Source organism: Candidatus Planktophila vernalis, from assembly GCF_002288185.1.
GTDB lineage: Bacteria > Actinomycetota > Actinomycetes > Nanopelagicales > Nanopelagicaceae > Planktophila > Planktophila vernalis.
The window spans coordinates 694,682-716,009 of record NZ_CP016776.1 but is presented as its reverse complement, the minus strand read 5'-3'; the positions used below and the strand labels follow the sequence as shown (position 1 = coordinate 716,009).

Below are 21,328 nucleotides of genomic sequence, written 5' to 3'. Positions count from 1 at the left end.
TAGGCTTGTGGGTATGGCCAATGACATTTTTTCAACACTTCGCACCTACCTGAGCAAAGTAACTGATGGGGATAAGAACGCATCAGAAGTAGCCTCCACGGTTAATCAATGGCTGCGTGAAGGTGGCGAGGCTATCAAGATCAAGATTGAAGATGAAGTTGAACGCTCGGTTTCCAAAATGGGTTTTGTTAAACGCGGAGAGTTCGAAGCTCTAAAAGAGGAAGTTGCGCGCTTGAAAATGAACAAGCCTGTAAAGAAAGCTGCGCCAGCCAAGAAAACTGTGAAGAAAGCTGCAACTAAGAAAGCGAGCAAAAAATGACAACTAACTCTGAACAGACCCAGGGTGAGAATTTAGTAGAAGAAGTTCGCAGTGAATTAGTTGAGATCGATGCCATGCAGATTAATGATCATGGTGATCGCTATGAACAGTTGCACCAAAAACTATCTACTGCACTTTCATCCATTGATGGGTTGTAAGTAGGACACGTGAAGATTCGCCTTGATGCCGAGTTAGTGCGCCGGGAATTAGCCCGCTCGCGCGAGCATGCATCGGATTTGATTGAGGCTCGTTCAGTTTTAGTAAATGGAATCCCAGCATCAAAGCCGGCAACTATGGTCGATGCAGAAACTTCAATAAAACTTCACGGCAAGCGTGATGATTTTGTCTCGCGGGGCGGCCATAAATTGGCTGGGGCACTTGATGCCTTTACTGGCGTTGTTGTCGAGGGAAAACGCTGTCTAGATGCCGGAGCTTCAACTGGCGGATTTACTGATGTTTTATTGCGCAGGGGAGCCGATCGAGTTGTTGCCGTTGATGTTGGCTACGGGCAATTGGCATGGGAGCTTCGCCAAGATCCTCGAGTAACAGTCCATGATCGCACCAATATTCGCCATTTAACAGGTGAAGTAATTGGGGATCCGATTGATTTAGTTGTCGCAGATCTTTCCTTTATTTCATTGACTCTGGTTCTGCCCGCTTTAGCTGCTGTTTCAAAGCCGGAAGCTGATTTTGTTGTGATGGTTAAACCTCAGTTTGAAGTCGGACGTGAGAAGCTGGGAGCTGGCGGAGTTGTGCGCGATCCAGCTCTTAGAAAAGCTGCAGTGATTGAAGTGGCAGATTCTGCTTATGATGTCGGTCTTGGAACCCTAGGCGTTGCAGCAAGTCCACTGCCAGGACCTGCTGGCAATGTTGAATATTTCTTGTGGCTACGTCGAGGAGCCCCAGAGATTAACCATGAAGCGTTAGATCAAGCGATAGCGATTGGGCCGCAATAAATGAGTGAGCGAAATTTATTACTAGTCTGTAATCCTTCGCGCAAGGAAGCAGTTGATGCTGCCACAGCCCTTGCCAAAGATTTTACTGCTGGAGGTTTTTCCCTCTACACAATCTCTGATGTTGAAATTGCTGGAGTAATTAAGTGTGATGTCGCTTCCATGCCGGCGTTAGAGGTTGCCGTTGTGTTGGGCGGAGATGGCACGATGTTGCGCGCTGCAGAAGTCACTAGAGAGCAGCAAATTCCATTGATGGGCGTGAACTTGGGCCATGTCGGATTTTTAGCAGAAGTTGAAAAACCACCACTATCTGCAATTGTTTCGGCAATAACAAAGCGTGAATATGTTTTGGATTCACGAATGGTGTTGCAGTATGCCGTTAAGAGAGGCGGGAAAACTGTTTCGCAAGGTTGGGCGCTCAATGAAGTAACGGTTGAGCGCGAGCGTTCAACGATGGTTGAGCTTTTCCTTGAAATTGACGGACGTCCTATTTCACGTTGGGGCTGTGATGGATTGATCTGCTCCACACCAACTGGCTCAACTGCCTATGCATTCTCTGCTGGTGGACCTGTTGTGTGGCCAGAAGTAGATGCTCTCGTTGTGTTGCCTATTTCGGCGCATGCCTTGTTCTCACGTCCACTTGTTATTTCTCCTCAATCTGAAATTGTTGTGAAAGTAGAATCCAAAGAAGCAGTGTTATCTGCTGATTCACTGCGCAAATTTGATTTGCTCGTTGGAGATCGCGTTGTCATCACTAAAGATTCCCACGTTGTTAAGTTGGCACATCTGACTAACACTGTATTTAGTGATCGATTGGTGGCCAAATTCAAACTTCCCGTTGAGGGCTGGCGCGGTGAGTGATCGCACATTTCTAGAAGAAATATCTATTCGCTCTATTGGAGTTATTGAGCACTCCACCCTTGAAATATCCCCGGGTTTAACTGTTTTAACTGGTGAAACCGGCGCAGGAAAGACAATGATTTTGACGGCGCTCAATCTCATTTTGGGTGGCAAAAGTGATAGTTCACTCGTGCGAAAGGGAAGCGAGAGATTAGTTGCCAGTGGCAGCTTTAGTGTTCCAAAGTCTTTGCAGGATTCTTTTGAAGAACACGGTTTGCAAGTTGAAGATGGGCAATTAATTCTCACAAGAACCGTCAATGCTGATGGTAAAAGTAAAGCAACAAGTAATGCCATTTCTGTGCCATCCAGTGCCTTGGCTGCAGCAAGTGAGAACTTGGTGGAAGTCCACGCACAAGCTGCTAACTTGAACATGACTAAGGCTGCCAAGCAAAGAGAGTTGCTAGATAGATTTGGTGGCAAAGAGTTACATAGCGCGTTAGTGAATTATCAAAGCGAGTTAGCTAACTATCACGAGCTCAAGTCCCGCATCACTGCCATGAAGAAAAGCATTGATTCAAGGGATGCACAGTTAAGTGAACTGCGTGAGTTCGCAGCTGTGATGGGCAAGTTGAAATTAGAGCGCGGTGAGCTACATGAGATCTCTAACGAGATTGGTCGCTTATCTAGCGTTGAGGATCTTCGATTGGCTGCCCAAAACGCCTCATCAGTTATTGAGGAAGAAGAGTCAGGTTCACTGACAACCCTTGGAATTACGAGGAAATCTTTGGATTCGGTTCGCGCAAAAGATCCACAAATCGAAGAGCTCTATCAAAGGGTGAGTGAAGCGTTTTTCTTAGTAGATGATGCAAAGGGTGTTCTCGCCTCATATATAGCTAATTTAGAGGCCGATCCTGCTCGCTTAGATTATTTGAACGCTAGAAAAGCTGAGATGAACTCACTGATTAAGAAATACGGCGGTTCACAATCTGCCGATGACGAACTCATTGCACTTATCGAGCGATTTGAGAGCTCAAAGAATGCCATTGCAGATCTTGAAGGTGGGGATGAGCGGTTAAAGGAGTTAGAGACCGAGCTTGTTGGAATAAAGAAGAAACTTGTTTCTGCCGCGAAATCTCTCACAAGTGTTCGAAGTGAGAATGCAGGGAAATTGTCTAAAGAAGTTACTAAGGAAATTCAGCAATTATCTATGCCCCACACTTCTTTCCATTGCCAAGTGCAGAGCGCTGACTACAACGCATTAAAGGAATCTGACTTCACGGCCCTTGGTTGTGATGAGATTGCGATGCTTATTCAAGGACACAAAGATGGGCCACTGGTTCCACTTGCAAAAGGTGCAAGTGGTGGTGAAATGTCTCGAGTCATGTTAGCGCTAGAAGTAGTTCTTGCTGCAACGCATCCTGTCGGAACATATGTTTTTGATGAAGTAGATGCTGGAGTTGGCGGTAAAGCAGCAATAGAAGTGGGTCGACGTTTGCATGCACTTTCTCAACACGCGCAAGTTATTGTTGTGACTCATCTTCCTCAGGTTGCGGCCTGGGCGGATTCACATTTTGTTGTGACGAAGAACTCTGATGGATCTGTTACCGAAAGCAATGTGCGAAAAGTGGTCAAAGAGGATCGCGTTGAGGAGATTGCCCGCATGTTGGCGGGAATGGAGAGCTCGACAAGCGCGCGTGAACACGCCACCGAACTCCTAGAACTGCCCCTGTCGAAGCGATAGCCAAACCGATGATAGGTTGGTCTCCCATGGGCCAACCTCATGTGACTAAACACTTATTTGTAACTGGCGGAGTCGCCTCTTCACTCGGCAAAGGACTCACCGCCTCATCACTTGGCAGGTTATTAGTAGCTCGTGGCATCCGCGTGACAATGCAAAAGCTCGATCCCTATCTCAACGTTGACCCAGGCACGATGAATCCATTCCAACACGGTGAAGTATTCGTAACAGATGATGGGGCTGAGACAGATTTAGATATCGGTCACTACGAAAGATTCCTTGATACTAATTTGCACGGCTCAGCTAACGTGACTACTGGTCAGGTGTATTCACGAGTCATAGCTCGTGAGCGTCGCGGTGAGTATTTAGGTGAGACTGTGCAAGTTATTCCACACATCACCAATGAGATTAAAGAGCGCATTCGCGCTATGGCTGCCCCTGACATTGATTTAGTAATCACTGAAGTGGGCGGAACTGTTGGAGATATTGAATCTCAACCATTCCTTGAATCTATTCGCCAGATTCGCCAAGAAGTTGGCCGCGATAATGTTTTCTATTTACACATTTCCCTCGTTCCATACATCGGACCATCAGGAGAGCTAAAGACAAAGCCGACACAGCACTCAGTGGCTGCCCTTCGTAGTATCGGTATTGCTCCTGATGCGATTGTTTTGCGCTCTGATCGCGAGATTCCTATAGGTGTTAAGAAGAAGATTTCATTGATGTGTGACGTTGATCTTGAAGCAGTTGTAGCTGCAATGGATGCACCATCAATCTATGATATTCCTAAGGTGTTGCATTCTGAAGGCTTAGATTCCTATGTTGTTAAGCGCCTAGACCTTGGTGGACATGAAGTTGTGTGGGGGGAGTGGGATGCTCTCTTGCAGAAAGTTCATCACCCTAAGCACCATGTTCGCGTTGGTTTAGTTGGAAAATATATTGATCTGCCAGATGCCTATCTCTCAGTCTCTGAAGCACTACGCGCTGGTGGTTTTGCAAATGAGGCAAAGATTGAGATTGTTTGGATTCCAAGTGATGAGTGTGAAAGTGCAGAAGGAGCAAAGAAGCATCTGAGTGGATTAGATGCAATCGTCGTTCCTGGTGGATTTGGTATTCGCGGTATTGAAGGAAAAGTTGGGGCACTCAAATTTGCACGAGAGAACAAGATTCCGACTCTGGGATTGTGTCTAGGCTTGCAGTGCATGGTGATTGAAGCCGCTAGAAACTTAGCTGGAATGAAGGATGCTATCTCTGCTGAGTTCTCTGATTCTGGAACACCAGTGATTGCAACTATGGATGATCAAAAGCATGTTGTTGCAGGAGAAGGCGACATGGGCGGCACCATGCGTTTAGGTCTCTATAAATCAGATCTGCTTAAAGGATCAGTTGTTGCTAATACATATGGATCACTTGAAATTTCTGAGCGTCATCGTCATCGTTATGAAGTTAACAATCTCTACCGTGATCAAATTTCAAAGGCTGGATTAGTTTTTTCAGGCATGTTTGTAGAGCGTGACTTGGTGGAGTTTGTGGAACTGCCTCAAGAGGTGCATCCTTACTACGTAGGAACACAGGCTCACCCAGAGCTACGTTCACGTCCAACTAAGCCACACCCACTCTTTGTTGGATTGATCAAAGCGGCGGTAGCAGCGAAAGGTAAGTAAATGATCGTTGGAGTACCTAAAGAAGTTAAGGTCCACGAGTCACGATTTGCTAGCACAAACGCCGTAGCCAAAGCGTATGGATATGCAAGCGTTGAACTTTGATTTAGTTTCTACCTCATTTCTTAATCATTTAACGATTGAACGTGGATTGTCTGTGCACACAATCTCGGCTTATCGAAGGGATTTAGTTAAGTTTGAAAATTTCCTTAACGGAAAACCATTAGACGAAGTTGATCCCCAAGTAATCGCTGATTTTGAGATTTCTCTTAAAACTTCCCAAGCATCACCTGCCAGCATCAGTCGAATTAATTCAACACTTCGTTCATTTTTTAAACATGCTGTGAGTGAGTTTGGGATAGCTAACCCAACTTTTGAAATGGCGCCAAGTCAATCAAAGCGGCGTTTACCAAAGGCGTTAACAATCGATCAGATTATGTCTTTAATCAACGCTGCTTATAGAGAGAGTGAACCAATAACTCTTCGTGATCAAGCGATGATTGAACTCCTCTATAGCAGTGGTGCTCGTGTCTCTGAATTAGTGGGAATCAATATTGCCGATATCGCGAGTGCACAAAGTGCTGATGGTGAAATCACGACTTTAAAGCTTCGCGGTAAAGGTTCCAAGGAGCGAATAGTTCCACTTGGTTCATTTGCAACAAAGGCGATCACTGATTACTTAGTCCGCATACGCCCCATGCTTGCAGCAAAGAATTCCAAAACTAATACGGCGCTTTTTCTAAACTCCAGGGGAGTGCGCTTAACTCGCCAGTCCGCCTGGAATATGGTGATTAGAGCGGCCAAGGATGCAGGAATCGAAGCTCACGTTTCGCCTCACGTGTTTAGGCATTCTTATGCCACACATCTATTAGATGGCGGCGCAGACATACGAGTGGTTCAAGAACTCTTGGGACATGCATCGGTGACAACAACGCAGATATACACGCTTATAACTATCGATAAAGTGAGAGAGAGTTATTCGCTAGCTCATCCGCGCGCACGCGGTTAGTTGTTCTTAGAGTCCGCGTAAACGGCGGGCAAGAATACTTTGATCACCTTTAGCTTCAAGATCAGCGATGATGACAGCAATTGATTCGCGAACAATACGACCGCGATCAACTGCAAGTCCAAGATCTCCACGCAGTTGTAAACGTGCTTGATCTAATTCAAAGAGCTCATCTGGAGATAGATAGACAGTGATCTTCTCATCATGGCGCTCACGTCCAGAAGGTGAACGATCAACAGTTGTCACACGACGACGTGCAATTGTGCGAACGCCCTTTTTACTAGATGGTGCCTTTGGTGTTGCAATAGCTGGTGGTACAAGTGGTGCAGGTGTTTCACTTTGTGCGGGAACAGCGCTTAGCGCTGGTGCAGTTGAACGAAATAGTTCATCAGCACCTGGAAGATTTGCTCTGCGTGTCATCGTGCGCCTCCTCGGGCAATAAGTTCTCTAGCTAGTCGGCGATATGAAGCTGCGCCACCTGAGCTCGTTGCATACGTTGTGATTGGTTCACCAACAACAGTTGTTTCAGGGAAACGAATAGTCTTGGCAATAATTGTTTCAAATACATCTTGTGGGAACTGCTCAAGAATGCGCTCTAATACTTGGCGATTGTGTGAAGTCTTCTTGTCATACATCGTTGCCAAAATACCAATGAGCTTAAGATTTGGATTGAGGAAGTTCTTAACCTTGTCCAAGTTTCCCTTAAGTTCGATGAAGCCGTGAAGTGCGAAATATTCACATTGCAAAGGAACGATTACTTCATCAGCTGCAACAAGTGCGTTGATTGTTAACTGACCCATTGTTGGCTGGCAGTCGATCAAAATGACGTCGTAGTAATCACGCAGTGAACCAAGGGCGCGCTTGAGATATTGCTGACCACCAATTTCTGCGCCCAGTGTTGTTTCAGCTGTTCCAAGGTCGCGGTTTGCAGGCAAGAAATCAAGGCCTGGCACTGCAGATTTGAGAACGATTGAATCCACATTGGCTGTTGGCGTCATGAGTGCGTAATAAACAGTTTGTTCTAACGGAAGTGAGTGGGCGTTAACACCAAGACCAAGAGAGAGACCACCTTGAGGATCAAAATCAACAAGCAGAACGCGACGACCCATCTCGGCAAGGGAAGCACCAAGATTGATTGTTGTAGTTGTTTTGCCGACTCCACCTTTTTGGTTGAAGATCGCGACAACCTTTGCATTTCCATGCTCGGTGATCGCAGGCGGTGTTGGAATATTTCCCGCTTTCTTGCCCAGAAGAGTTGCAGTAGTGGCTACATCTTCCTGCTTTGTCGATTTAGCGTTCAAGCGTCAAACCTCTTTTCCGTGAAGTGAGCGCGAGCCTACGCGCTACCTAGAACTGGAGCAACTGTGAAGTAGGGTGACGCCATGGATTTATCTCTGGAGGAATCAAAGGATGTGAACGCCGTAGCTGGCGCATTCTCCGTCCACCTCGATAACTTCGATGGTCCTTTCGACCTGCTCCTACAGCTTATTTCTCGCCACAAAATGGATATCACTGAGATATCTCTGAGCCTTGTGACCGATGAATTCATAGCCTTTATTAGGGCCTTGGAGGCCTCAGGAGAGGGTTGGCGTCTAGATCAGGCCACCGAATTCCTAGTTGTGGCTGCAACCTTGTTAGATTTGAAGGCCGCAAGATTATTGCCAAGTGGGGAAGTTGATGACGAGGAAGATCTAGCTCTTCTTGAGGCTCGAGATATTCTCTTTGCACGTCTGCTTCAGTACCGAGCCTTCAAAGAGATTGCAGCGACCTTTAGCGAGCGCATAACAACTGCCGATAAGTTCTTCCCACGTGTTGTCGCACTGGATCCAACCCTGAGTGCGCTGCTTCCTGAGGTGTTAATCGGAGTGGGACCACAGCGCTTTGCAGCTATCGCAGAACGAGTCCTGACTCCTAAGGTTGCACCGATTGTCAGTGTTGAGCATCTTCACTTGGCATTGGTCAGCGTTGCTGAAGAGTCTCGAGTTGTAGTTGAGGCTTTGCGCAGATCGAAGTCCATGAGCTTTAGAAATTTAGTCTCAGATGCTGAAAACACCATGGTCATTGTTGCCAGATTCCTAGCCTTGCTCGATCTTTATCGCCAAGGCGTTTTGCGTTTTGACCAGGTCATGGCCCTTGGAGAGCTTCAGATCTCCTGGACGGGATCTGAGTCCGGGGAAGTGGAAGTGACCGATGAGTTTGATATCCCCGTGGTTTTAGAAGATGACGAACCGACAGAAGGTAGTACGAATGTCTAATGTAGAAGTTGAGCGTTCTATCGAGGCGATCCTGATGGTCGTAGATGAGCCGGTTTCAGAGATCATCTTGGCTCAGGTCCTTGAAAAGACAGTCGAAGAGGTCGAAGCTGCCCTTGCTCACCTGGTAACTACCTACGATGATCGTGGATTTTCCTTGCGTAAAATCAACGGGGGATGGCGCTTCTATAGCAACCCTGACTACCACGCAGCCGTTGAGAAGTTCGTCCTAGATGGCCAGCAAAATCGATTGACCCAAGCGGCCCTTGAGACCCTTTCCGTCATTGCCTACCGCCAACCTGTCTCCCGAGCTCGAGTTTCAGCTATCCGTGGCGTGAACGTGGAAGCGGTTATGAAAACGTTGATCACCCGAGGTTTAGTCGAGGAGTCCGGGATAGAGCACGAGAGCGGCGCCATCCTTTACAAGACCACGAGCTACTTCTTGGAGCGCCTCGGACTGAACTCTCTGGAAGATCTTCCAGCCCTGGCTCCATACCTGCCAAACCTTGATGGGCTAGATGAAATCCTTGATTCGCTAACTGATTAACTTCCGCGCTATCCTTCACCCCTGACTGTCGGGAGGATAGCCATGGGCCAAATGCGCCTTAACAAGATAATTGCAGATGCGGGTATTACCAGCCGCCGAGGCGCAGATGAGCTAATTGAATCTGGCCGAGTTTCAGTCGATGGAATCACGATTCGCGAGATGGGTTCTAAATTCGACCCTGAATTAGTTCAAGTCATGGTAGATGGTGAGACAATTACACGTTCTTTGTCTAAGTCTTATTTAGTGCTTCATAAGCCAAAGGGCGTTTTGTCTACCATGTATGACCCAGATGGACGACCTTCCCTCAGTGACTTTATTGATCTTCGAAAAGAGCGACTTTTCCATGTTGGGCGCTTGGATAAAGACTCCGAAGGATTGATCCTTTTGACCAATGATGGAGACCTTACGTTTCGAGCTACCCACCCATCTTTTGGCCTGGAGAAGACTTACATCATCGAACACGAGGGAAAACTGCCTACTGGAATCGACAAAATTCTCCTTAAAGGCATCGAACTAGAGGATGGAATGGGCCGAGTTTTGACCTATAAAGAGCTCTCTCCGACCTGGCTTGAGGTCTCGATTCACGAGGGTAGGTACCACATTATTCGCCGCCTAATGGAGGCAGTTGATGTGCAAGTCCTTCGACTGATCCGTACTAACTTCGGGCCGATCTCATTGGGAGACACCCCAGAAGGACGCTGGAGAAACCTCAATGAGGGAGAACTAACAAATCTACGTAACGTTTTAGGGCTTTAACGGCTTTACTACAAATCGATAATAGGCCAAATACAGTTTAATCTATATATCGATAAAATAGAAAGCAAATATATATTTATCGATTTTTTATCCGCTCACGTCAGGCTCTGAATAACGATAAATCGATATTCAATATCTCAGGAGTATGTAGAGAGAATAGAGGATCAGTTGAAGGAAATATCGTAAAAAGGTTTTATCGATAAATACTTAAATAATCTTAGAAGTATTCAAAATCAAGCGAAAAAGTGACCGAGAAAGGTACCCTTATCCCATGTCGATCAGAGCTATACGTGGCGCCACTCAAGTGAGCGCAAATACCCCAGAGGCAATAGCCACAGGGGTTAAAGAGCTGATCCAGGCGATTTTGGATGCTAACAGCCTGACACCTAGCGATGTTGTCTCGGTCTTTTTCACTTCGACCCCGGATTTAACGGCCTCGTTTCCGGCGGCTGCGTGTCGGGAAATCGGTTTTGCCTCAGTGCCACTCATTGGCTCAGTCGAGGTTGATGTGCCAGGGGCCTTAGCCATGGTCATCCGTGCGATGCTCCATGTTGAGAGCAGCAAGAGCCATGAAGAGATTTCTCATATCTATCTACACGGGGCAGTGGCCCTACGCCGAGATATAGCCCAGTAATGGTGCGCTCAGTTCGAATTGTGGGGGCTGGCCTTATAGGCACCTCCATCGGATTGGCTCTGGCAGCCAAAAACATAGCTGTTGAGATGATCGACGTGGATAGCCGTAATCAGGCTTTGGCACAGGATTTAACAGGGGGAGTCAGCATTGCCGAGCCGGAGCTAATTATTCTGGCAACTCCTCTCAGAGCCCTTTCCCAGGTGATAAACGAGCAATATGAACTAAACCCAAACTCAACGTTTATGGATGTTTGTAGCGTTAAAGTTGAACCTCTACAAAAGGTTCAGGCATCAAAGCTCCCATTGAAGCAATTCGTAGGCACCCACCCAATGGCCGGCCGCGAAGTCGGGGGAGCAGAGTCAGCTCGCGCCGATCTCTTTCTTTCTAGAAGTTGGATCATCACCCCGGATGCACAAAGTGATTCGGAAGCCGTAGCCAAGGTCAAATGGCTTATTCAACTGCTCGGGGCGACCTGCGTGGAATTAGATGCGGTTTCCCATGATGCAGCGGTGGCCAGAGTTTCCCATCTGCCACAGATTACGGCCACCCTTTTGGCTGGCTCATTGCATGGCGTGGCCCCTGAATGGCTAGACCTAGCTGGAGCCGGTCTTCGCGACACCACTCGCATTGCAGCATCGGATGAGAATTTATGGAAAGAGATCATTAGTTCAAATTCTCAAGAGGTCAAGGCTCTACTTACAAATTTGCATAACGAGCTTGGCGCAATGATTGATGCAGTTGATGATGAAGAAAGAATTGCAGTGATTATGCGCAAGGGACGTGATGGACGAAATCTGATTCCAGGTAAACACGGTGGAAAAGCACGTGAATACACCTACGTTCCAATCGTTATTGACGATAAACCAGGTCAATTAGGCGCAATATTTAATGAATGTGCCGCAATGTCTGTCAACGTTGAAGATTTAGTAATCGAGCACTCACCAGGACAGCTCAATGCTTTAATCACTTTGGCACTTTCTGCAGATGATGCAGTGAAGTTATCAAATCATCTCTCATCAATCGGGTGGAACGTTCATCCGATCCGTAAATAGAAGTAGGCTCATCACATGGGCATAGTCGTAGCAATTGATGGCCCGAGTGGCGCAGGTAAATCAAGTACATCTAAAGCAATCGCAATTCGCGCAGGTTGGAACTATTTAGATACAGGTGCGCTCTATCGCGCAGTTACTTGGGTTGCTCTAGAGAACAACTGTATTGAAGCTGCAGAAATTCTTAAGGCACTCAAGAGCGCACCGATTAGATTTGTATCTGATCCGAATTCTCCAGATGTATTTGCAGGTGATACACAGATTACCCATGCAATCCGCGGAACTTCTGTGACAGAAAATGTTAGTCGCATAAGTGCAATGCCACAGATTCGCGAAGAACTACTCGTCATCCAACGCAAGATTATTGCCCAAGCTCCACGCGGAATAGTTGTCGAGGGGCGCGATATAGGAACGGTAGTTGTTCCTGATGCAGCTTTAAAGATATATCTAACAGCTGATTTAGATGCTCGCGCTTATCGTCGCGAGAATGAAACAGATGATAAATCTGTTGACGTGAAGAGTTCGCTGGAAAATCGCGATTCCATTGACTCTACCCGCACGGTTTCACCGCTTGCTATGGCATTTGATGCAGTTGAAGTTGATTCAACGAATCTAGATTTAGATGAAACGGTTGAGCGAATCTGGGAATTACTTCGCCAACGATCTCTTCTTGGGCTTCCTATCGTTGCAATTCTTGGTCGACCTAACGTTGGTAAATCAACATTGATTAACAGATTCTTAGGACGCAGAGAGGCAATTGTTGAGGACACACCAGGTGTTACACGCGATCGTGTTCAGTATGAATGCGAATGGGGCGGTCGTCGTTTCATCATTATGGACACTGGCGGTTGGGAAGCAAAACCTGACGGTATCTCTGTGCAAGTAAGTGCTGGCGCCGAAATTGCGATGCAAGAAGCTGATGTGCTGGCTTTTGTTGTTGATGCACAAGTTGGTGCATTGGATGAAGATGACATTTTGGTTCAACATCTGCGCAAAGCTAAGAAGCCACTGATTTTGATAGGCAACAAAGTTGATGGAGAGCGCGAAGAGTCAGAAGCACATGGCTTGTGGTCTCTAGGACTTGGTGAACCATATTTCGTGTCAGCACTTCATGGTCGCGGTTCTGGAGATCTACTTGACCATATTGTTGCTGAGCTACCTGAAGTTGGCGGAGCGCAAACACAAGATGGTTATCGCAAGGTTGCACTCATTGGCCGACCTAATGTTGGTAAGTCATCATTGCTAAATGCCCTAGCTGGTGAGAACAGATCAATCGTTGATGACGTTGCAGGAACAACGAGAGACCCAGTAGATGAATTAATTGAATTTGGTGGATCGATCTGGAGATTTATCGACACCGCGGGATTGAAAAAGCGGGCTAACCAGGCATCAGGCACTGATTATTACGCATCTCTTCGCACGCAGACAGCGTTAGAGCTTTGTGAAGTCGCAGTTGTTGTGTTGGATGCATCAGAGCCAATCACTGAACAAGATTTGCGAGTCATCACCATGGTGGAAGAGGCTGGAAAAGCCATGGTCATCGTGATGAACAAGTGGGACTTGGTCGATGAGGACCGCCGCGATCAGCTAGACCGTGAAATTGATCGCCACCTGGATCAGGTGGAATGGGCACAGCGAGTAAACGTGGCCGCCAAAACTGGTTGGCACCGAGATCGTCTGGCACCTGCCCTTCGCACCGCCCTTGATAGTTGGGAGAAGCGAGTGCCTACGGCCAAGCTCAACTCATTCCTCGGAGCCCTCATCGGTGCAACACCGCCTCCAGTTCGCGGCGGAAAGCAGCCAAAGGTTTATTACGCCACCCAGGCTGGCATCGCACCTCCCAAATTCGTTGTCTTTTCTAATGGCTGGATTGAGGCTTCCTATCGTCGATTCATCGAACGCAGATTGCGTGAGGAGTTCTCCTTTCCTGGCACGCCAGTGCAGGTAGCGATCAGGGTTAAAGAGCGAGAGTAAGCAATGAATTCATCGCTTCTATCAATTCCAAACGCTTTAACTTTTCTGCGCTTTCTAGGTATTCCACTCTTTGTTTATCTGACTCTTTCTATAGAGGCTGATGGTTGGGCAATCGTAGTTTTAGCTATCGGGGGAGCCACCGATTACTTTGATGGCAAGTTAGCTAGAGCTTGGAATCAAACATCTCGCTTTGGAGAGTTAGCCGATCCAGCGATTGATCGTCTCTACATCTTGACGATTCTGATTGTCTTTTTGATTCGCGACATTGTTCCAGTTTGGATTATCGTCTTGCTCATTGCCCGTGATCTCATACTTGCTCTGATCACACTTATGATGAAGTCAAAAGGCCTGGCACCGTTCACAGTTACCTATTTGGGCAAGGCGGCAACCTTTAACCTTATGTATGCCTTCCCGTTTTTACTTTTGGCTAAAAGTGACTCATCTCTGGGCACCATCGCCTTTGTTTTGGGGTGGAGTTTTGCCATCTGGGGGATTGCCCTCTACATTGCAACAGGTATAAGTTATGGACGCGAAGGCTTTTCGCAGATGAGGGGAACACGTGTCATCAATTCCTGAAGGTTTGCACTACACCAAAGAGCATGAGTGGGTAAGTTCAACTGGAAATCTCTACACAATGGGAATTACGGACTTCGCACAAGCCGCACTCGGTGACATTGTCTATGTTCAACTTCCTAAAGTCGGCGAAAGCATTACTTCTGGCAAAGTTTGTGGAGAAATTGAATCCACAAAATCTGTATCTGAGATTTTTGCAGCTGTTAGTGGCGTAGTAAGTGAAATCAATGGCGCTCTTTCTCAAACCCCGGAGCTAGTCAACAGCGATCCTTATGGGGCTGGCTGGTTGGTAAAGGTTGAGGTCGCAGCAGCCCCATCCGATCTGCTTGATGCGGCCGGATACGCCCAAATCACGGCTTGACCAAAGCGTCTCACCCCTTTAGTGTCAGCCTCAGGTTGACGGTGAAGGAGGAGAGATAAGTGAAGGCAGAACAAACGCCCAGCGAACTCACCACCACTTTGCACCTAGGTCTTCGCACAGCCAGTGATTCCCCAGCTGGGGCTCTTGATGAGTTTCTAGCCACTGTCTCAGCGGCAGATCGCAGCATTATCGAAGAAATCGCACAGTCATCAGAAAAAGCAATGCTGATTATCAATCGAGGATCAAATCTTGGTTCTAGATTTTTAGTTACTGCACAGGGTGCAAGCATCGGTCGCTCATCTGGCAGTGATGTTTTCTTAGACGATGTAACAGTGTCAAGGTCTCACGCAAAGATTGAAAGTACTTCTTCAGGATTTTCACTCAAAGACAGTGGTTCCCTTAATGGCACATACGTCAACAATTCTTCAGTAACAGAACACGCACTACATTCCGGAGATCAGATTCAAATAGGCAAGTTCCATCTGCTTTTTGTTTCTGGCAGAAAATAACTAGGGGAGAATTACAATGGCAGTTCCAGCTCGCGCGTATCTGAGCATTGGTGAAGTTCTAAACAGACTTCGCCCAGATTTTGCAGATATAACAATCTCCAAGATTCGCTTCCTTGAATCTGAAGGTTTGATTGAGCCGCAGCGAACACCATCGGGTTACCGCAAATTCACAACATCTGATCTAGAGCGTCTGCGTTATGTATTACTTGCCCAGCGCGATCAATACCTGCCACTTAAAGTTATTAAAGATAATTTAGATGCAATCGATCGCGGCCTAGTTCCAGCGGCAACTGGTTCAGTTCCAGCACCGCGACCAACTCTTGGCCTTGCAACAATTGATGGCGAAATGGCACCCAGCACATTTGGTGAAGTATCAGAGATGCGTTTGTCTCGTGATGAGCTATTGAAGAACTCAGGTTTGAAAGAGGATCAACTCGTTGAACTAGAGGGCTATGGCCTGATCACTATTCGTGGTCGTCACTATGACGGGGATGCTCTAGCAATTGCTAAGGCAGTAACAGAGATGGCCGGTTTTGGAATTGAAGCCCGTCACTTGCGCTCGTTCAAATCAGCAGCAGATCGTGAAATCGGTTTGATTGAACAAGTCATCACTCCGCTGACTCGCCAAAAGGGCGCCGACTCAAAGGCCCGTGCTGAAGAAGTTCAAAAGGAGATCGCATCTCTTTCTATTCGTCTGCATGCAGCACTTGTTCGCGGCGGGCTTCATCGCCTTCGTTCATAATCAATGATGATTTCAATGGAGGTCATCGGCGTTAGAGTCGAAATGCCTTCCAATCAGCCCATCGTCTTACTCAAAGAAATTGATGGTTCACGTTTTCTGCCGATTTGGGTAGGGGCTGTTGAAGCCACAGCTATCGCCTTTGCCCAACAAGGGGTTCAACCACCAAGACCGCTGACCCACGATTTAACCCAGAACATCGTTGAGCAACTCGATGCCACGTTGACGGCAGTTCACGTGACCCACATTGATGAAGGCGTCTTCTATGCCAACCTCATTGTTAGAGATAGCTCTGAAACTACCCACACCATCTCGGCCAGGCCTTCAGATGCCATTGCTCTAGCCCTTCGAGCTTCGGCCAACATCTTGGCTAGCTCTGAACTACTCGATGAGATTGGAATTGAGATCCCATCAGAGGGTGCGCCAGGGGATGAGAACCAGGAAGTTGAGCGCTTTAGAGAGTTCCTGGATCAGATCAACCCCGAGGATTTTGCGGGGTAGAGGCTCAAACCCTCAATCTCTAGTAGAGGTTTCGACCGTGTCGGTCATTGAAGGTGGGGCCTTGCTGCCCTAGATTTACATCACTCCCCAAGAGAAACGAGTTTCCCCGTGACTTCCCAGGAACTAGAAATTGGCTACCGTGGCGCTACAGCATGCTCTGCGGCCGGTATTACATACCGCCAGTTAGATTATTGGGCACGGACAGGTTTAGTTGAGCCAAGCATTAGAACTGCAAGTGGCTCAGGAACGCAACGCCTGTATGGGTTTAGAGACATTCTTGTTTTAAAAATTGTTAAGCGCCTTTTAGATGCTGGCGTATCACTTCAGAATATTCGCACAGCCGTTGATCACCTGCGCAGCAGGGGAGTGACAGAGCTTGAGAGCATGACGTTAATGAGTGATGGTGCATCTATCTATGAATGCGCTAGCCCCGATGAGATCATCGACTTGCTGGCAGGTGGCCAAGGAGTCTTCGGTATCGCTGTTGGAAAAGTCTGGCACGAGGTTGAGGGTTCTCTCTCATTATTGCAAGGTGAGATCAGTGGTCAAAGCGTGGGTGTTGAATCTAACGATGAACTTTCACTACGTCGAAAGAGCAAAGGCGCTTAAAAAGACATATTCTTAACTCATACGGGCCATTTAAGGCCTGCTTGCATGAGTAGGGGATTCTCGTCCATGGTTGATTACGACGCTTTTTCACGTCGACACATCGGTCCTTCAGAGGATCAAGCACAAACCATGTTGATGGAACTTGGTTATTCCTCCATGGCAGATTTTATTGCAGATGTTGTTCCTCAAAATATTGCAATGACAAAACGGTTAAGTGAAGCATTACCGAGGGCGCTCAATGAAGTAGATGTCATCGCAGAGCTACGAGCACTGGCAGATAAAAATGATGTTTATCGCAATGTGATTGGAACCGGTTATTACGGAACTATTACACCGCCAGTAATTCTACGAAATGTTTTAGAAAACCCAGCCTGGTACACCGCTTACACGCCCTACCAACCAGAGATTTCTCAAGGTCGCCTGGAAGCGCTCTTTGCATTTCAAACTGCGGTCTGCGATTTAACCGCGTTATCAATTGCAAACGCGTCCATGCTAGATGAAGGCACAGCTGCAGCAGAGGCTATGACCTTAGCCCGCCGTGTTTATAAGGGCAGCGATGATGCAGTATTTTTGATTGATATCAATGTGCATCCTCAAACTATTGCAGTGGTTCAAACTCGTGCTAAACCACAGGGAATTAAAGTTGAAGTTCTTGACCTTTCAAAGAATCCTTCACACAACGAAGTCTTTGGAGTTCTTGTTCAGTATCCAAATACTCGTGGTGAAATTATTGATTACAGTGCACTTGCGACTTGGGCACATTCAAAAGAGGCTTTGTTAATTGCCGCAACAGATCTACTCGCACTCACACTCTTAAAAGCACCAGGGGAGTGGGGCGCAGATATTGCAGTTGGCTCCGCCCAGCGCTTTGGAGTTCCAATGGGCTTTGGTGGACCACATGCTGGCTTCATGTCAGTGCGCGAAGGTCTAGAACGCTCACTACCTGGACGTTTGATTGGTCAAAGCGTTGATGCCCATGGCAACCCAGCATTTCGCCTAGCTTTGCAAACACGTGAGCAACATATTCGCCGCGATAAAGCCACAAGCAATATCTGCACTGCTCAAGTTCTGCTGGCTGTAATGAGTGCCTTCTATGCAATGTGGCATGGACCAGCCGGTTTGAAAACTATTGCCTCCAGAGTTAATCGACAAACACAAGAACTCGCTAGTTCTGTAACTGCTTCTGGTCACAGAGTTGTTCACTCAAATTATTTCGACACATTAGTAATTGAAGTGAAGGATGCACCAGAACTTCACAAGAGAGCAGATTCCAAGAAGATTAACCTTAAGAGGATTGATGCAACGCATGTGGGTGTTTCACTGGATGAAACTACGGATGCAAAGATACTCAAAGACTTATGTGAGATCTTCGGTGGTGGGGCAGTAGGGGCTACCGGCAAATCGATTCCAGATTCAGCTGTTCGCTCATCAACTTATCTTCGTCACCCAATCTTTAATACCATGCGCTCTGAAACATCGATGCTGCGCTATCTGCGCACACTCTCTGATCGCGATTTAGCCCTAGATCGCACAATGATTCCGCTGGGTTCCTGCACGATGAAACTCAATGCCACAACTGAGATGGAAGCAGTTACCTGGCCAGAGTACTCATCACTTCATCCATTTGCACCAGCAAAGCAGAATGCGGGCTCTCGCGAACTAATTGAGCAACTCTCTGATTGGCTTATAAAGATCACTGGTTATGACGCAGTTTCCCTGCAACCAAACGCTGGAAGTCAAGGGGAGTTCGCAGGACTTTTGGCTATTCGCAACTATCACGATTCGCGTGGTGATCAGGGCCGCACTATTTGTTTGATTCCATCCTCTGCCCACGGAACTAATGCAGCAAGTGCGGTTATGGCTGGGATGCAGGTTGTGGTGATTGAGTGTGATGATCATGGAAATGTCAGTATTGATGATTTGAAGGCAAAAATAGCTCAATATTCGGCCTCATTAGCGGCCATGATGGTCACATACCCATCGACCCACGGTGTTTTTGAGTCAGCTATTACTGATCTGTGTGGTCTGGTTCATGATGCTGGTGGACAGGTTTATGTTGATGGAGCTAATTTGAATGCGCTAGTTGGTTTAGCGCAACCAGGAAAATTCGGTGCAGATGTTTCTCATTTGAATTTGCATAAAACATTTTGTATTCCACATGGTGGTGGGGGACCAGGAGTTGGTCCAGTTATCTGTCGATCACATTTAGCGCCATTTCTACCTAATCATCCATTAGATGAGTTAGCAGGACCTGCAACTGGTCCCGGGCCAATTAGTGCTGCGCCATTTGGTTCTGCAAGTATTCTGCCGATTTCTTGGGCATATATTCGTATGATGGGTGGGGAAGGCCTCACACTTGCAACATCTGTAGCAATCTTGTCTGCAAATTACATGGCGGCGAAGTTAAATCCAATGTTCCCAGTTCTCTACACGGGAGAACATGGACGCGTTGGTCATGAGTGCATTTTGGATTTGCGTGAAATCACCAAGGTAAGTGGAGTGAGCGTCGATGACATCGCAAAGCGATTAATGGACTATGGCTTCCATGCACCAACTATGAGTTTTCCGGTTGCTGGAACATTCATGATTGAACCCACTGAAAGTGAAGACATCGCTGAGATTGATCGCTTTATTGCCGCAATGACTGCCATTCACGGAGAAATTCAGGAAATCATGGATGGCAAGATTTCGGTGGAGGAGTCAGCTCTTCGCCATGCACCACACACCATTGAAAGTGTTCTGGCAGCTAATTGGGAGGGCTCTTACTCACGTGAAGTGGGCGGAACACCCTCGGTGCGAAATGGTCTTGTGAGCGGTGAAATCATCGGAATGCAGGGCAAGTACTGGCCAACGGTGGGCCGTATCGATGGAGCACACGGGGATAGGAACCTGATTTGCTCCTGTCCACCCATATCTGAGTTCGCCTGACTTTACATAATGTAACTTATCGGCGGTATATATACGCTCGACGGGTGACTATCAGCAGCCAGATCAGCGTCATTACTAAGGCCCAATCCCCATATCTATCTCTTGGCGATGTGCTGGAAATCAGTCCTATTTCGGCATAGAGATGTTGCGCAGTTCCCATGTCGCTCTTTTGCAGAACTTTTCCGTTGTAATCAATAACGGCTGAGAAACCTGTAGTCGACACCGAAAGAATATTTCGTGAATGTTCTATCGCTCTAATACGAGTGATCTGTAGCTGCTGTGCACTTTGAGCAGAATCCCCAAATGTTGCACTGTTGGTTTGTACGGCAAGAAGATTTGATGATTTTGCTGCCTTTTCAAGGATTTGGTCATCAAGTAACTCATAACAGATAACTGGCGCAATCTTTGCCTTATCTACGGTAAATATTGTCGACTCATTTCCTGGTGTGAAATCTCGAACATCATCAACAAATGGCGAGATTTTTGAAGCTAGGGATCGCAATGGAATGTATTCACCAAATGGTGTGAGGTGTTGCTTTATGTAGACATTTTGTGACTCTTTTGTCCATAATATTGACGTATTCAGAGTTTCATTATCTCTTCCAACAATAGCTCCAACAATCAATGGAACTTTGTAGCTATTGAGTGCTTCGAAAACTTCCGGATTTCGGAATGGATCTACATCTACTGAGTTTTCGGGCCAGAGAATAAAGTCAACTTTCCTATTCTTTAACGCAATATCTGTTTCTTTCACGTGATTGAAGAAAACTTCTTTTGCTCTAGAATTAAAATCCAACCCTAATTTTGGCACATTACCTTGAATCATTAGCGCTTGTGTTGTTTCATTCATTTGAACATTTATTGGAACTAAAACAATAAGTAATGGCAAAAGGATGAGAATTCGAAATTGTTTTTGAAATAAATAGAAGAGAACAAGTCCAATGAGCACCGTAATTGCGGAAAGGGCAACCGCTCCCCCGTGTGCTGCGATCTTGGCATAGGGAGCATCGGCCTGTGAGTATGCAATCCTGGCCCAGCCGAAACCTTGAAAAGGAAATCTGTTACGAATCTCTTCCAAGACGATAAATATCAAAGGGAAAAAAGCGATCCCAAGACGTTTTACCGCTACTAACGGCAGGTAGAAAAGACTTAATCCAGAAGCAAGAATTATCCACGGCACAGATCCCACATATGTACTTGTCCAGTGCAGTAAAACAAGATTAAAGGTAAGTGCAAAAGCTAGAACGCTGGGATATGTCCGCTCACTTCGAGAAAGTGCAAACATTTCTAAGGCAAGTGCAATTGGTGCAACCCACCACAGGGATATTGGTTCGAAAGCAGCGCTAAGAACTAGCCCGCTCAAAGCTGATAAAAGTAGA

23 protein-coding genes are annotated in these 21,328 nt (G+C 46.8%); 20 read left to right on the top strand and 3 right to left on the bottom strand.

Annotation, left to right across the window (positions count from 1 at the left end):
• The first annotated feature begins 13 nt into the window (after nt 1-13).
• From A7sIIA15_RS03815 to A7sIIA15_RS03790, 7 genes are all read left to right on the top strand, one after another.
• Entirely contained in the window at nt 14-319 is a 306-nt protein-coding gene (locus A7sIIA15_RS03815) for a hypothetical protein (RefSeq protein ID WP_095685863.1), read from the top strand.
• A complete protein-coding gene (locus A7sIIA15_RS07070) occupies nt 316-477 on the top strand; it encodes a hypothetical protein (protein WP_190279109.1) in 162 nt (53 codons plus the stop codon). Before A7sIIA15_RS03815 ends, A7sIIA15_RS07070 begins: the two co-directional genes overlap by 4 nt.
• Nucleotides 478-486: 9 nt before the next feature.
• Nucleotides 487-1,275: a TlyA family RNA methyltransferase gene (locus A7sIIA15_RS03810; protein ID WP_095685862.1), complete on the top strand. Its 789-nt coding sequence runs from the start codon at nt 487-489 to the stop codon at nt 1,273-1,275.
• Nucleotides 1,276-2,133: an NAD kinase gene (locus A7sIIA15_RS03805; RefSeq protein WP_095685861.1), complete on the top strand. Its 858-nt coding sequence runs from the start codon at nt 1,276-1,278 to the stop codon at nt 2,131-2,133. It abuts the gene before it with no gap.
• Complete coding sequence (recN, locus tag A7sIIA15_RS03800; RefSeq protein ID WP_095685860.1) at nt 2,126-3,853, top strand: DNA repair protein RecN; 1,728 nt, start codon at nt 2,126-2,128, stop codon at nt 3,851-3,853. Before A7sIIA15_RS03805 ends, recN begins: the two co-directional genes overlap by 8 nt.
• Nucleotides 3,854-3,879: 26 nt before the next feature.
• Nucleotides 3,880-5,514, top strand: coding sequence for a CTP synthase (locus A7sIIA15_RS03795; RefSeq protein ID WP_095685859.1), 1,635 nt, complete (start codon nt 3,880-3,882; stop codon nt 5,512-5,514).
• Between the two features lie 82 nt (nt 5,515-5,596).
• Nucleotides 5,597-6,520, top strand: a complete 924-nt coding sequence (locus A7sIIA15_RS03790; RefSeq protein WP_095685858.1) for a site-specific tyrosine recombinase — start codon at nt 5,597-5,599, stop codon at nt 6,518-6,520.
• Between the two features lie 6 nt (nt 6,521-6,526).
• On the opposite strand, the gene A7sIIA15_RS03785 is transcribed toward A7sIIA15_RS03790, so the two are convergent.
• On the bottom strand, nt 6,527-6,937 hold the full coding sequence (locus A7sIIA15_RS03785) for a hypothetical protein (protein WP_029635245.1): 411 nt from the start codon (nt 6,935-6,937) through the stop codon (nt 6,527-6,529).
• Complete coding sequence (locus A7sIIA15_RS03780) at nt 6,934-7,818, bottom strand: ParA family protein (RefSeq protein ID WP_095685857.1); 885 nt, start codon at nt 7,816-7,818, stop codon at nt 6,934-6,936. Before A7sIIA15_RS03780 ends, A7sIIA15_RS03785 begins: the two co-directional genes overlap by 4 nt.
• Before the next feature lie 81 nt (nt 7,819-7,899).
• On the opposite strand from A7sIIA15_RS03780, the gene A7sIIA15_RS03775 reads away from it, so the two are divergent.
• The 13 genes from A7sIIA15_RS03775 to gcvP all read left to right on the top strand — a co-directional run bounded on the left by A7sIIA15_RS03775 (nt 7,900) and on the right by gcvP (nt 19,949).
• Nucleotides 7,900-8,772 carry a segregation and condensation protein A gene (locus A7sIIA15_RS03775; protein WP_095685856.1) on the top strand — a complete coding sequence of 291 codons (873 nt, stop codon included), beginning with the start codon at nt 7,900-7,902 and terminating at the stop codon, nt 8,770-8,772.
• Nucleotides 8,765-9,316: an SMC-Scp complex subunit ScpB gene (gene scpB, locus A7sIIA15_RS03770; RefSeq protein WP_095685855.1), complete on the top strand. Its 552-nt coding sequence runs from the start codon at nt 8,765-8,767 to the stop codon at nt 9,314-9,316. Before A7sIIA15_RS03775 ends, scpB begins: the two co-directional genes overlap by 8 nt.
• Before the next feature lie 42 nt (nt 9,317-9,358).
• Entirely contained in the window at nt 9,359-10,072 is a 714-nt protein-coding gene (locus A7sIIA15_RS03765) for a pseudouridine synthase (protein ID WP_095685854.1), read from the top strand.
• Nucleotides 10,073-10,343: 271 nt separating this feature from the next.
• The gene (gene aroH, locus A7sIIA15_RS03760) at nt 10,344-10,706 is read left to right on the top strand and encodes a chorismate mutase (protein WP_095685853.1); all 363 of its coding nucleotides are present in this window, start codon (nt 10,344-10,346) and stop codon (nt 10,704-10,706) included.
• Nucleotides 10,706-11,758: a prephenate dehydrogenase gene (locus A7sIIA15_RS03755; RefSeq protein WP_095685852.1), complete on the top strand. Its 1,053-nt coding sequence runs from the start codon at nt 10,706-10,708 to the stop codon at nt 11,756-11,758. The genes aroH and A7sIIA15_RS03755 overlap by 1 nt, the downstream gene beginning before the upstream one ends.
• Nucleotides 11,759-11,773: 15 nt before the next feature.
• Nucleotides 11,774-13,729, top strand: a complete 1,956-nt coding sequence (gene der / locus A7sIIA15_RS03750) for a ribosome biogenesis GTPase Der (protein ID WP_095685851.1) — start codon at nt 11,774-11,776, stop codon at nt 13,727-13,729.
• 3 nt (nt 13,730-13,732) lie between these two features.
• Nucleotides 13,733-14,305 (top strand): CDP-alcohol phosphatidyltransferase family protein, encoded by a 573-nt coding sequence (locus A7sIIA15_RS03745; protein ID WP_095685850.1) that lies wholly within the window; start codon nt 13,733-13,735, stop codon nt 14,303-14,305.
• Nucleotides 14,289-14,663 (top strand): glycine cleavage system protein GcvH, encoded by a 375-nt coding sequence (gcvH, locus tag A7sIIA15_RS03740; RefSeq protein WP_095685849.1) that lies wholly within the window; start codon nt 14,289-14,291, stop codon nt 14,661-14,663. The genes A7sIIA15_RS03745 and gcvH overlap by 17 nt, the downstream gene beginning before the upstream one ends.
• Before the next feature lie 59 nt (nt 14,664-14,722).
• The gene (locus tag A7sIIA15_RS03735; protein ID WP_095685848.1) at nt 14,723-15,172 is read left to right on the top strand and encodes an FHA domain-containing protein; all 450 of its coding nucleotides are present in this window, start codon (nt 14,723-14,725) and stop codon (nt 15,170-15,172) included.
• A 16-nt stretch (nt 15,173-15,188) separates the two neighbouring features.
• On the top strand, nt 15,189-15,914 hold the full coding sequence (ftsR, locus tag A7sIIA15_RS03730) for a transcriptional regulator FtsR (RefSeq protein ID WP_095685847.1): 726 nt from the start codon (nt 15,189-15,191) through the stop codon (nt 15,912-15,914).
• 6 nt (nt 15,915-15,920) lie between these two features.
• Nucleotides 15,921-16,412, top strand: a complete 492-nt coding sequence (locus A7sIIA15_RS03725; RefSeq protein ID WP_095686445.1) for a bifunctional nuclease family protein — start codon at nt 15,921-15,923, stop codon at nt 16,410-16,412.
• Nucleotides 16,413-16,520: 108 nt separating this feature from the next.
• Nucleotides 16,521-17,021 (top strand): MerR family transcriptional regulator, encoded by a 501-nt coding sequence (locus A7sIIA15_RS03720; protein ID WP_095685846.1) that lies wholly within the window; start codon nt 16,521-16,523, stop codon nt 17,019-17,021.
• A gap of 66 nt (nt 17,022-17,087) precedes the next feature.
• Entirely contained in the window at nt 17,088-19,949 is a 2,862-nt protein-coding gene (gcvP, locus tag A7sIIA15_RS03715) for an aminomethyl-transferring glycine dehydrogenase (RefSeq protein ID WP_095685845.1), read from the top strand.
• 16 nt (nt 19,950-19,965) lie between these two features.
• Here the strand turns inward: gcvP and lnt are convergent, their stop codons facing one another.
• Nucleotides 19,966-21,312, bottom strand: a complete 1,347-nt coding sequence (lnt, locus tag A7sIIA15_RS03710; protein ID WP_150123719.1) for an apolipoprotein N-acyltransferase — start codon at nt 21,310-21,312, stop codon at nt 19,966-19,968.
• Nucleotides 21,313-21,328: the final 16 nt, after the last annotated feature.